The sequence below is a fragment of the Stenotrophomonas sp. 10N36 genome (assembly GCF_056395005.1).
The window spans coordinates 445,264-457,259 of the sequence record NZ_JBFTIS010000001.1 but is presented as its reverse complement, the minus strand read 5'-3'; the positions used below and the strand labels follow the sequence as shown (position 1 = coordinate 457,259).

At 66.6% G+C, this 11,996-nt stretch carries 9 protein-coding genes; 7 read left to right on the top strand and 2 right to left on the bottom strand.

All coding sequences use genetic code 11. From position 1 onward, the window contains the following. Window positions 1-39: 39 nt before the first annotated feature. Complete coding sequence (locus AC1DCJ_RS02170) at window positions 40-1,335, bottom strand: NAD(P)/FAD-dependent oxidoreductase (protein ID WP_414715915.1); 1,296 nt, start codon at window positions 1,333-1,335, stop codon at window positions 40-42. Between the two features lie 182 nt (window positions 1,336-1,517). Here AC1DCJ_RS02170 and AC1DCJ_RS02165 point away from each other — a divergent pair, with 182 nt between their 5' ends. The 7 genes from AC1DCJ_RS02165 to AC1DCJ_RS02135 all read left to right on the top strand — a co-directional run bounded on the left by AC1DCJ_RS02165 (window position 1,518) and on the right by AC1DCJ_RS02135 (window position 10,286). Next, entirely contained in the window at window positions 1,518-2,276 is a 759-nt protein-coding gene (locus tag AC1DCJ_RS02165) for a gamma-glutamyl-gamma-aminobutyrate hydrolase family protein (RefSeq protein ID WP_141058755.1), read from the top strand. Continuing rightward, a complete protein-coding gene (locus AC1DCJ_RS02160; RefSeq protein WP_038689327.1) occupies window positions 2,273-3,706 on the top strand; it encodes a glutamine synthetase family protein in 1,434 nt (477 codons plus the stop codon). Before AC1DCJ_RS02165 ends, AC1DCJ_RS02160 begins: the two co-directional genes overlap by 4 nt. 136 nt (window positions 3,707-3,842) lie before the next feature. Further along, window positions 3,843-4,949, top strand: coding sequence for a polyamine ABC transporter substrate-binding protein (locus AC1DCJ_RS02155; protein WP_478069972.1), 1,107 nt, complete (start codon window positions 3,843-3,845; stop codon window positions 4,947-4,949). Window positions 4,950-5,131: 182 nt separating this feature from the next. After that, on the top strand, window positions 5,132-6,265 hold the full coding sequence (locus AC1DCJ_RS02150) for an ABC transporter ATP-binding protein (RefSeq protein ID WP_038689323.1): 1,134 nt from the start codon (window positions 5,132-5,134) through the stop codon (window positions 6,263-6,265). Continuing rightward, window positions 6,262-7,173, top strand: coding sequence for an ABC transporter permease subunit (locus AC1DCJ_RS02145; RefSeq protein WP_038689321.1), 912 nt, complete (start codon window positions 6,262-6,264; stop codon window positions 7,171-7,173). Before AC1DCJ_RS02150 ends, AC1DCJ_RS02145 begins: the two co-directional genes overlap by 4 nt. After that, window positions 7,170-8,015: an ABC transporter permease subunit gene (locus tag AC1DCJ_RS02140; RefSeq protein WP_137189058.1), complete on the top strand. Its 846-nt coding sequence runs from the start codon at window positions 7,170-7,172 to the stop codon at window positions 8,013-8,015. The genes AC1DCJ_RS02145 and AC1DCJ_RS02140 overlap by 4 nt, the downstream gene beginning before the upstream one ends. 906 nt (window positions 8,016-8,921) lie before the next feature. Next, window positions 8,922-10,286: an NAD-dependent succinate-semialdehyde dehydrogenase gene (locus tag AC1DCJ_RS02135; RefSeq protein WP_478069971.1), complete on the top strand. Its 1,365-nt coding sequence runs from the start codon at window positions 8,922-8,924 to the stop codon at window positions 10,284-10,286. Window positions 10,287-10,994: 708 nt separating this feature from the next. On the opposite strand, the gene AC1DCJ_RS02130 is transcribed toward AC1DCJ_RS02135, so the two are convergent. Further along, window positions 10,995-11,993 (bottom strand): magnesium and cobalt transport protein CorA, encoded by a 999-nt coding sequence (locus AC1DCJ_RS02130; protein ID WP_137189060.1) that lies wholly within the window; start codon window positions 11,991-11,993, stop codon window positions 10,995-10,997. Between the last annotated feature and the right edge of the window lie 3 nt (window positions 11,994-11,996).

Genomic DNA, 11,996 nt, shown 5'->3' with positions numbered 1-11,996 from the left:
ATTTACAAATGAGATGGTCATCTCAAATTCCGGTCGGCTTCACCACAACGCATCCCGCAGTTTGTACCAGGACATCGCGGCCACCAGCAGCGGCGTGCGCAGCAGTCGGCCGCCGGGGAAGGGGCGGTGGGGGATGCGTTCGAACACATCCAGGCGCGCGTTCTGCCCGGCGATGGCCTCGGCAAGGACGGCCCCGGCCAGCCCGGTTGCGGCCACGCCATGGCCGGAGAAGCCCTGTGCGAAGTACACGTTGGGGGTCAGCCGGCCCCAATGCGGCGCGCGGTTGCGGGTGATGTCGACGTAGCCGCCCCAGACCTGTTCCATGCCCACGTCGGCCAACTGCGGGAACACCTGGTGCATGCGCCGGGTCATTACCCCGCGCAGCCCGGGCGGCGGCAGGGCCGAGTAACTGGCGCGCCCGCCGAACAAGAGGCGGTGATCGGCGCTGAGCCGGAAGTAGTCCAGCGCCCAGCTGACGTCGGCCACGGCCATGCCGTTGCGGATCAGCGACCGGGCGCGTTCGGCGCCCAGCACCTGCGAGGCGCCGATATAGGTGCCGACCGGCATGATCCGCGTTTCCAGCTCCGGGGCGATGCCCTGCAGCCAGGCGTTGCCGGCGATCACCACGTGGTCGGCGCTGATGCTGCCGTGAGCGGTGCGCAGCTGCGGACGCGGGCCCCGCACCAACTGCACGACCGGCGATTGCTCGTGGATGACCACGCCCAGGCCTTCTGCCGCGCGGGCCAGGCCCTGTGCATAGGCCAGCGGCTGCAGGTGGCCGCTGGCCGCATCGAACATGGCCCCGGTATAGCGCGGGCTGTCCAGCTGCGCCTGCAGTTGGGTGCGGTCCCACCACTGCAGCGGATAGTCGTAGCGCTCGGCCAGATCAAGCAGCCCGGCACGCAGTGCGCGTTCCTGGCGGGCGGTGATCGGCACGCTGGCGTGGCCATCGTGCCAGTCGCAGTCGATCTGGTAGTGCTGCAGGCGGTGGCGCAGCAAGGCCATGCCGTCGCGCGAATAGTCAAACAGCAGCCGCGCGTCCTGAGCGCCCACCAGCTGTTCCAGCGTATCCACTTCACACCCGTAGCCGACGATGGCCTGGCCGCCATTGCGCCCGGAGGCGCCCCAGCCCACCCGGTGCGCTTCCAGCACGCTGACCCGGTAGCCGCGCTCGGCCAGCGACAGCGCGGCCGACAGGCCGGTATAGCCCGCGCCCAATACGCACACATCGGTAGCGTGGTCGCCGGCCAGGGCCGGGCGCAGCGGTTGCGCCGGCAGGCTGTCGGCATACCAGCTGGATACATGGTCCTGGCCGGCGCGGCTCACGGCGTGCACCTGCAGGGGGCGGTGGGGACGTCAATCATGGTGACAGCATGCCAGCAACGATGCGCGGTGACAGCGCGCAGTCTGTCGCAGGCATCGCAGCCGGCATGTGAGGGCGCACGCCTCCGACATGGCGTGTTGCACCGCGCCCGGCCACGGCGCTACCGTGGCAACAGGTCATCGGAGCATGCCGTATGGTCGCGCGCCCTTGGGTTGGCTTGCCCACCGACAGCACGCCGCTGGGCCACCACCGTTTCGCGGTGGCCGGTGAGAAGTACGTGCATGCGCTGGCCGTGGCGGCCGGTGCCACGCCGGTGCTGCTGCCCAGCCTGCAGCCCCCGTTGCCGGCCGCGCACTGGCTGGACCGGCTCGACGGTCTGTTGCTGACCGGCGCAGTGAGCAACATCGAACCGCATCACTACGGCGGTCCACCCACATGGCCGGGCAATCGGCACGACCCGGCGCGCGACGCCAATGCGCTGTCGCTGCTGCAGGCCGCATTGGAGCGCGACATGCCGGTGCTGGCGATCTGCCGGGGGTTCCAGGAAGTGAACGTGGTGCTGGGCGGCACCTTGCATGCGCGCGTGCACGCGGTGCCCGGGCTGGCCGATCACCGCGAGGACCCGGCCGCGCCGGTGGAGCAGCAGTACGCACCGGCGCACGCCGTGCAGTTGACCGGCGGCGGCTGGCTCGCGGCATGGGCCGGCGCAGACCGTGTGAAGGTCAATTCGGTGCACGGGCAGGGCATCGATCGCCTCGCCACCGGGCTGCGGGTGGAGGCCCGCGCCGACGATGGCCTGGTCGAAGCCGCGCGCAGCGACGCCCACACCTTCGTGCTCGGGGTACAGTGGCACCCGGAATGGCGTGTTACCGAACATCCCTTCCATCACCGCATTTTCCAAGCCTTCGGCGATGCTTGTCGCCGTTACTCCTGCAAAGCAGACCGGTCATGACCACCCGAACGCGTTCGCGTAAAGCCACAGCCCCGCGCAAAGCGGCCTCTTCTTCGCGCAAGGCCGCTCCGCCGCCCGTGCCCGAAGAAAGCACGCTGCTGCGCTGGCTCAAGGACCGGCGCATCACCGAGGTGGAGTGCCTGGTGCCGGACATCACCGGCAACGCGCGCGGCAAGATCATTCCGGCCGACAAGTTTTCGCACGATTACGGCACGCGCCTGCCGGAGGGCATCTTCGCCACCACGGTCACCGGCGAGTTCCCGGACGACTACTACGAGCTGACCTCACCGTCGGATTCGGACATGATCCTGCGCCCGGATGCCGACACCGTGCGCATGGTGCCGTGGGCGACCGATCCCACTGCCCAGGTCATCCACGACTGTTTCACCAAGACCGGCGAGCCGCATGAGCTGGCCCCGCGCAATGTGCTGCGGCGCGTCCTCAATGCCTATGCCGAACTCGGCCTGCGCCCGGTGGTGGCGCCGGAGCTGGAGTTCTTCCTGGTCCAGAAGAACACCGACCCGGACTTCCCGCTGCTGCCGCCGGCCGGCCGCTCCGGGCGTCCTGAAACCGCGCGCCAGTCCTACTCCATCGATGCGGTCAACGAGTTCGATCCGATCCTCGATCTGATGTACGACTACTGCGATGCGATGAAGCTGGACGTGGACACGCTCATCCACGAATCCGGCGCGGCGCAGCTGGAGGTCAACTTCACCCACGCCAATGCGATGGATCTGGCCGACCAGGTGTTCCTGTTCAAGCGCACCATGCGGGAGTCGGCGATGCGCCACGGCATCTACGCCACCTTCCTGGCCAAGCCGATGGAGAACGAGCCGGGCAGTGCGATGCATATCCACCAGAGCCTGCTGCGGATCAGCGACGGCAGCAACGTGTTCACCGGCGAGCACGGCGGTGAGGATTTCAGCCCGTTGTTCGGGCACTACCTGGCCGGCCTGCAGAAGTACGTGCCGGCGGCGATGGCGTTCTTCGCGCCGAACGTGAACTCCTACCGCCGGCTGATGTTCGGCGAGGTCTCCCCGAGCAACGTGCACTGGGGCTTCGACAACCGCACCTGCGGGCTGCGCGTGCCGCTGGATACGCCGGAGAACATGCGGGTGGAAAGCCGGTTCGCCGGCTCGGATGCCAACCCCTACCTGGCCATCGCCGCCACCCTGGCCGCCGGCCTGCTTGGCATCCGCGAGCAGGGCTCCCCCACCGCGCCGATCAGCGGCAGCGCGAAGGAACTGGGCTACGACCTGCCGCGCTCGCTGGGCGAGGCCCTGGACGGGCTGGAAGGCTGCCCGGAACTGCGCGAGATGCTGGGCGAGCGCTTCTGCCGGGCCTATGTGTCGGTCAAGCGCAAGGAATACGAGACCTTCTTCCGCGTGATCAGCTCGTGGGAGCGTGAATTCCTGCTGCTCAACGTCTGAATGGCGCCGCGTCGCCAGATCCGGCATGGCCGTGAGGGCCATGTGCTGGGAAAATGTGGGCATGCCCGTTAGGCTGGCACCCGTTGTGCCGGTCTGGCCGGTTCCCCCACCTCGCACCTGACCTGTGGAGAGTCCGATGAAGCTGCGAATCCTCACCCTCGGCATTGCCGTATCCGTACTCAGCGCCTGTGGCGGCGGCAAGTCCGACGACGACAGCAAGGTGCTGAACGTCTACAACTACAGCGATTACATCGCCGAAGACACCATCCCGAACTTCGAAAAGGCCACCGGCACCAAGGTGACCTACGACGTGTTCGACAGCGACGAAATGGTGGAAACCAAGCTGCTGGCCGGCAACAGCGGCTACGACGTGGTGGTGCCGACGCTGAACTTCTTCGGCCGCCAGATCAAGGCCGGCGTGTTCCTGCCGCTGGACAAGAGCAAGATCCCGAACCTGGCCAACCTCGACCCGGACGTGATGAAGCGCATTGCCCAGCAGGACCCGGGCAACGAGTACGGCGTGCCGTACATGATCGGCACCACCGGCATCGGCTACAACGTGGAGCTGCTCAAGCAGCGCTTCGGTGGCAGCACCGACATCGCCAACAGCTGGGACCTGATCTTCAAGCCCGAAAACATCGCCAAGATGAAGGACTGCGGGATCACCATCCTGGACACGCCGTCGGACATGATCCCGATCGCGCTGCACTACCTGGGCGAGGATCCGCACAGCCAGGACCCGGCCACGCTGCAGAAGGCGGCCGACCTGCTCAAGGGCATCCGCCCCTACGTGCAGAATTTCCACTCCTCGCAGTACGTGGGCTCGCTGGCCAATGGCGGCACCTGCCTGGTGGTGGGCTGGTCGGGTGACATCATCCAGGCCCGCGACCGCGCCGCCGAAGCGTCCAACGGCGTGACCGTGGCCTATTCGATCCCGCGCGAAGGCGCCCCGCAGTGGTTCGACATGCTGGCCATTCCCAAGGATGCCAAGCACCCGGAGGCCGCCTATGCCTTCATCAACTACCTGCTGGAACCGAAGGTGGCCGCGGCCAACACCAACTTCATCCACTACGCCAACCCGGTGACCAAGGCCACCCCGCTGGTGGACGAGGCGATCCGCACCGACCCGACCATCTACCCGCCGGCCGACGTGGCCGCCAAGATGTTCACCTACTCGATCAACACGCCCGAGGTGGACAAGCTCTACACCCGGTTGTGGACCGAGGTGAAGACCGGTCGCTGAGCGGACCTGCGTGCCCCTGCAACGCCGGCCCCCGGGCCGGCGTTGCCGTTTCCGGACGGGCAGGGCACTGGCCCGGCCGGGCCCGTGAACGTCCGGATCCCCGGCGGGGCACAGCATGACGCGGCCACCACCGGTAAAATGCCATCCTCCCCCGTCCGCTGCCGCTCCTGGAGCCGCCCCCCATGCCATTTGATGCCAAGCCGGAAGGCGAGGTCGTGCCGGTCCTCGAGCCGGGCTATCTGTCCATCCGCGCGCTGCGCAAGGAATTCGACGGCTTCGTCGCGCTCGACGATGTCAGCCTGGACGTGCGCAAGGGCGAGATCTTCGCCCTGCTCGGCGGTTCGGGCAGTGGCAAGTCCACGCTGCTGCGCTGCCTGGGCGGGTTCGAAACCCCCACCAAGGGCAGCATCGAGCTGGATGGCCAGCGCATCAACGACCTGCCGCCGTACCAGCGGCCGATCAACATGATGTTCCAGTCCTACGCGCTGTTCCCGCACATGACGGTGGAACAGAACATCGCCTTCGGTCTGAAACAGGACGGCCTGGCCCGCGATGCGATCCGCACCCGCGTGGGCGAAATGCTGGAGCTGGTGCAGCTGGGCAAGCTGGCCAAGCGCAAGCCGCACCAGCTGTCCGGTGGCCAGCAGCAGCGCGTGGCGCTGGCGCGGTCGCTGGCCAAGGGGCCCAAGCTGCTGCTGCTGGACGAGCCGATGGGCGCGCTGGACAAGAAGCTGCGCTCGCAGATGCAGCTGGAGCTGGTCAACATCATCGAAACCTCGGGCGTGACCTGCGTGATGGTCACCCACGACCAGGAAGAGGCGATGACCATGGCCACCCGCATCGCGGTGATGGACGCCGGCTGGATCCAGCAGGTGGGCAAGCCCGATGAAATCTACGAGCAGCCGGCCAACCGCTTCGTGGCCGAGTTCATCGGCTCGGTGAACCTGTTCGACGGGGTCATCGACGAGGACCTGCCCGAGTACGTCACCGTGCGCACGCCGCTGTTCCCCGCGCCGATCTACGTGGCCCACGGCATCACCGGCTACGAAGGCCAGCCGGTGGCGTTCGCGCTGCGCCCGGAGAAGGTGATGATCGGCAAGGACGAGCCGGCCGGGGACACCAACAAGGCGCAGGGGGTGATCGAGGAGATCGCCTACTTCGGCAGCCATTCGGTGTACCACGTGCGCCTGCCCAGCGGCGCCAAGGTGCTGTCCAACTTCGCCAACTCGCAGCGCTGGGCCAGCGACGGGCTGACGTGGGGCGACAGCGTGTGGGTGTGCTGGCGCGACAACGACGGCGTGGTGCTCACCGCATGAACGCCGCCGTCTGGAAGCGCTGGCTCCCCGGCACCCGCGGCAGTGTGATCGCCGCGCCCTACCTGTGGCTGCTGCTGTTCTTCGCGGTGCCGTTCGTGATCATCCTGATGATCTCGTTCGCGCGCACGCAGGTGGGCTCGCCGCCGTATACCTGGCTGCTGGAATACGTGGACGGGGCGTTTTCGCTCAAGCTCAACCTGGGCAACTACGCGGCGCTGGTGAAGGACAGCCAGTACGTGCTGGCCTACCTGAGTTCGATCAAGATCGCGGTGATCGCCACGCTGTTCACGCTGCTGATCGGTTACCCGATGGCCTACGTGATTTCGCGGATGTCGCCGGCCGCGCGCAACGTGGCGATGATGCTGGTGGTGCTGCCGTCGTGGACCTCGTTCCTGATCCGGGTGTATGCGTGGATCGGCATCCTGGACCGCAACGGGCTGCTCAACCAGCTGCTGCTCAAGCTCGGCGTGATCGATGCGCCGCTGCAGATCCTGTACACGCCGACCGCCGCGTACATCGGCATCGTGTACTGCTACCTGCCGTTCATGGTGCTGCCGCTGTACGCCAACCTGGTCAAGCTGGACAACCGCCTGCTGGAGGCGGCCTACGACCTGGGGGCCAAGCCGTGGCAGGCGTTCCTGCGGATCACCTTGCCGTTGTCGCGCACCGGCATCATCGCCGGGTGCATGCTGGTGATGATCCCGGCGGTGGGCGAGTTCGTGATTCCCGAGATGCTGGGCGGTCCGGACACGCTGATGATCGGGCGGGTGCTGTGGGGCGAGTTCTTCAACAACCGCGACTGGCCGACGGCCTCGGCGGTGGCGATCGTGATGCTGCTGTTGCTGCTGGTGCCGATCCTGCTGTTCAACCGGGTCCAGCAGCGTGAGCTGGAAGGGAAGCTGGCATGAGCATGGTGCGCGGCAACCGGTGGCTGAGCTGGTCGGTGCTGGGGCTGGGCTTCGGCTTCCTGTATCTGCCGATCCTGCTGCTGATGATCTATTCGTTCAACGAATCCAAGCTGGCCACGGTGTGGTCGGGCTTTTCCACGCGCTGGTATGGGGAGCTGTTCAACAACCGGCAGATTCTGGATGCGCTGTGGATCAGTCTGAAGGTGGCGTTCTGGACGGCCTGTGCGTCGACGGTGTTGGGCACGATGGCGGCGATGGTGATGACGCGTTTCAAGCGTTTCCCGGGCAAGACGGTGTTCGGTGCGCTGATCACCGCGCCGTTGGTGATGCCGGAGGTGATCCTGGGCTTTTCGCTGATGACGCTGCTGGTGGCGATGGGCGGTATTCCCGGCTTCCCGGCACGCGGGGTGACGAGCATCTGGATTGCGCATGTGACGTTTACGCTGTCGTTCGTGACGGTGGTGGTGTCGTCGCGGCTGCAGGAGCTGGACCGGTCGCTGGAGGAAGCGGCGATGGATCTGGGGGCAGGGCGGTTGAAGGTGTTTCTGCAGATCACGCTGCCGATCATCGCCCCGGCGCTGGTGGCGGGGTGGTTGTTGGCGTTTACRCTGTCGCTGGACGATGTGGTGATTGCCAGTTTCGTGGCGGGTCCGAGTTCGACGACGCTGCCGATGAAGGTGTTCGCGTCGGTGCGGATGGGGATCAAGCCGGAGATCAATGCGCTGGCGACGCTGATGGTGCTGGCGGTGTCGCTCGCGGCGGTGGTGGGGTGGTTCGTGACGGCCCGCGCCGAGAAGCGCCGCCAGCGCGACATGCAGATGGCGTTGCAGGATAAGGGGTGAGTGGGCGCGGCTGTTTGTTGAAGCAACAGCAACAGCAACAGCGGGGCTGCATGTTCTGAGTGGCGTCGGCGTGGGTGGGTTGGCGGGACACGCCGTGAATCCCGCTCCGCGGTCCGGCCCAGCCGCTGGCGGCTGTGCGTTCAGTCGCATGCGAGGCAGTGCCTCGCAAGCAATGCGCCTTCACCCCTGGAGGCTCGTGGGCGCCATCCATGGCGCCCAACGGTCCCGCCAACCCACCCACGCCGACGCCCGACAGGTTGCTTGCCCTTTTGTTGAAGGCGCAGGGCAATGGCGCAAGGCAGTTGCCGCGTTTTGGGGAGGGGGAAGCAGGACGGTGTTCCACCGTCCCAGCCGGGCAGAGCCCGGCTCTACCCATCACGATCCGATCCGGACCGACCCCATTCGTCCCGATCCGACCCGATCCGCACCGACTCCATCCGTCCCGATCCGCACCGATCCGATCTTCACCGCACGGATACGCGCCGCGTAGAGCCGGGCTCTGCCCGGCTGCTCTTCTCTCCCCACCAACGCGACGGGCTGCTCTTGCCCCTCAGCGCGGCAACCAGCCAACTGTCTAGGCATGGTGAGGGTGGGTTGACGGGGCCCTGAGCCGCATGGATGCGGCGACGGAGCTTACATGGGTGAAGGCGCATTGTTTGCGAGGCACTGCCTCGCATGCGACTGAACGCACAGCCGCCAGCGGCTGGGCCGGGCCGCGGAGCGGGACTTGCAGCGTGCCCCGGCAACTTACCCTCACCGTGCCCGCCCGGAAGAGGCGACTGCTAACGCTTCGGCCCTAACCTGCGACGCCACGTCGCAACCCAACCCCGGCTCCCCGCCAACCCCGGCAACATCTGGATCACAGCGCCGGGCGCAGAATGGTGGTCTGTCTTCCGGAGTACCACGATGACCGTTGAAATCGTCAATCCCGCGACCGGCCAGGTCACCTACCGCCATGAACTGCTCGATGCCGCCCAGGTCGAACAGCGCCTGGCTGCTGCGGCAGGCGCGTTTCCGGCCTGGTCTGGCCAATCCCTGCAGGCGCGCAGCGCCATCCTGCGTGGCATCGCCGCGCAGCTGCGTACCCGCAAGGACGACATCCAGCGGGCCATGACCAGTGAGATGGGCAAGCTCAAGGCCGAAGCCCTGACCGAAGTGGAGAAGTGCGCGCAGGCCTGCGAGTTCTACGCCGACCATGCCGCCGACTACCTCAAGCCGCAGCTGATCGACACCGAGGCCCAGCGCAGCTACGTGCGCTACGAGCCCATCGGCTGCGTGTTTGCTGTGATGCCCTGGAACTTCCCGATCTGGCAGGTATTCCGCTTCCTTGCGCCTACCTTCATGGCCGGCAACGTCGCTCTGCTCAAGCATGCCAGCAACGTCCCGCAGTGCGCCGACCTGATCCTGGCCGTATGCCGCGACGGTGGCCTGCCCGCCGGCGTGTTCGACGTCCTGCACATCGACAACGACCAGGCCGCCGACGTGCTGCGCGACAAGCGGGTCAAGGCCGTTACCCTGACCGGCAGCGAACGGGCAGGGCGCTCGATTGCCGCCAATGCCGGTGACCAGCTCAAGAAGTGCGTCATGGAACTGGGCGGCAGCGACGCGTTCGTCGTGCTTGAGGATGCCGACCTCGACAAGACCGTCGCCGCCGCCGTGAAGTCGCGGTTCGACAACAGCGGCCAGACCTGCATTGCCGCCAAGCGCTTTATCGTGGTCGATGCCATCGCCGATGCATTCGTGGAAAAGTTCGTGGCCGCCGCTGCCCAGCGCGTCTACGGCGACCCGCAGGACGAACGCACCACGCTGGCCCCCATGGCCCGCGCCGACCTGCGCGACGAACTGCACAGCCAGGTGCAGGACAGCGTGGCCAAGGGCGCCAAACTGCTGCTCGGCGGCGAGCCGGTGGCGGGCAGCCATGCGGGCTACCCGGCCACCATCCTGGACAACGTCGCGCCCGGCATGCCGGCCTACGAGGAAGAACTGTTCGGCCCCGCTGCGGCCATCCTGCGCGTACGCGACGATGCCGAGGCGCTGCGCGTGGCCAACGACACCACCTTCGGTCTGGGGGGCAGCGTCTGGACCGCGGATGCGGTGCGCGGTGAAGCCATCGCCAAGAAGCTGGAGTGCGGCGCGGCGTTCGTCAACGCCATCGTCAAAAGCGACCCCCGCCTACCGTTCGGCGGCAGCAAGCGCTCCGGCTTCGGCCGCGAACTGGCCGACCACGGCATCCATGAGTTCATGAACATCAAAACGGTATACGTGGCCTGATGGCAGGGCGTAGCGACCAACGGTCGCTACCTACCGATGATCACCCCGAGGTAGAGCCGACCGTTGGTCGGCTACCGTAACGCCGACACAGGTCGCGTACATCCGGCATCGCCAGGAGCCGACCATCGGCCGGCACCACCGGACATCGCATCGTTCAAACCGAGGTAGAGCCGACCGTTGGTCGGTTACCGTAACGCCGGCACACCTCGCGTGTATCCGGCATCACCGAGAGCCGGCCAGCGGCCGGCACCACCGGCATCGTATCGTTCAAACCGAGGTAGAGCCGACCGTTGGTCGGCTACCGTAACGCCGGCACACGTCGCATGTATACGGCATCACCGGGAGCCGGCCAGCGGCCGGCACCACCGGAGATCGCATCGTTCAAACCGAGGTAGAGCCGACCGTTGGTCGGCTACCGTAACGCCGGCACACGTCGCATGTATCCAACATCACCGGGAGCCGGCCAGCGGCCGGCACCATCGGGCATCGCATCGTTCAAACCGAGGTAGAGCCGACCGTTGGTCGGCTACCGTAACGCCGGCACACGCCGCGTGTATCCGGTATCACCGGGAGCCGGCCAGCGGCCGGCACCACTGGACATCGCATTGTTCAAACCGAGGTAGAGCCGACCGTTGGTCGGCTACCCGAAATACCGCCACGCATGACGCACATCCGGCACCATCGCCCGAAACGGGCAGCCGGCGAACGTCAGAGCCAACGCACCCGCTTGAACAGCCGGTACAACCCCACGCAGATCGCGCCCACGCCGATGATCATCGCCGGGTACGCCCACGGCTGGTCCAACTCCGGCATGTGGGTGAAGTTCATGCCATACCAGCTGGTGATCAGGGTCGGCGCCGCCAGCAATGCCGCCCACGCGCCCAACCGCTTCACCGTCTCGCCCTGCGCCAGCGTCACCAGCGACAGGTTCACGCTCAACGCGGTGCCCAGCATCTCGCGCAGGGTGTCGATCACATCGCTGATCCGCACCGCATGGTCATGCACATCGCGCAGGTACAGCTTGACCTCGTCGGGCACCAGCTCGCCCTGGTAGCGCTTGATCTGGGCCAGCATGTCCTGCAGCGGCGCCACCGCCATGCGCATCTTGTTGAGTTCGCGCTTCAGTTCGTACAGCCGCACCACGGTCTGGCGCTTGTAACTGTCCGAGAAAATGTCCTTCTCCAGCAGCTCCAGTGTGTCGCGGTAGCGCTGGGTGATGGGCAGGTAGTTGTCCACCACGAAGTCCAGCACCGCATACAGGCAGTACGACGGCCCCATCGTGCGCAGCAGCTCCGGCTCGCGCTCGACCCGGGCGCGCGGCGCGGCATAGGACAGCGACGCCCCATGGCGGACCGTCACCAGGAAGCGGGGACCAAGGAAGGCATGGGTTTCGCCGTAGGCGATGCGCTCATCCACCATCTGCGCGGTGGTGACCACCACGAACAAGGAGTTGCCATACGCCTCCACCTTGGGCCGCTGGTGGGCGTTGCGTGCGTCTTCGATGGCCAGCGAGTGCAGGCAGAATTCTTCCTGCAGCTTCAGCAGCACGCTGTCGGCCGGCTCGTACAAGCCGACCCAGACAAAGCCGTTGCCGCTTTCGATCACATCGCTGATCGCGTCCAGGCTGATGTCATGGCGCTTGCCCTGATCATCGTAGTGCACGCAGTTGATGACGCAGGGCGGGTTCACGGGTGCGGTGCTTTCCATGGG

What these genes read in the sequence shown, in the direction of transcription:
- AC1DCJ_RS02165 (WP_141058755.1), top strand. Translation starts at nt 1,518, where the DNA reads ATGGTCGCGCGCCCTTGGGTTGGCTTGCCCACCGACAGCACGCCGCTG.
- AC1DCJ_RS02130 (WP_137189060.1), bottom strand. Translation starts at nt 11,993, where the DNA reads ATGGAAAGCACCGCACCCGTGAACCCGCCCTGCGTCATCAACTGCGTG.
- AC1DCJ_RS02135 (WP_478069971.1), top strand. Translation starts at nt 8,922, where the DNA reads ATGACCGTTGAAATCGTCAATCCCGCGACCGGCCAGGTCACCTACCGC.
- AC1DCJ_RS02155 (WP_478069972.1), top strand. Translation starts at nt 3,843, where the DNA reads ATGAAGCTGCGAATCCTCACCCTCGGCATTGCCGTATCCGTACTCAGC.
- AC1DCJ_RS02150 (WP_038689323.1), top strand. Translation starts at nt 5,132, where the DNA reads ATGCCATTTGATGCCAAGCCGGAAGGCGAGGTCGTGCCGGTCCTCGAG.
- AC1DCJ_RS02160 (WP_038689327.1), top strand. Translation starts at nt 2,273, where the DNA reads ATGACCACCCGAACGCGTTCGCGTAAAGCCACAGCCCCGCGCAAAGCG.
- AC1DCJ_RS02145 (WP_038689321.1), top strand. Translation starts at nt 6,262, where the DNA reads ATGAACGCCGCCGTCTGGAAGCGCTGGCTCCCCGGCACCCGCGGCAGT.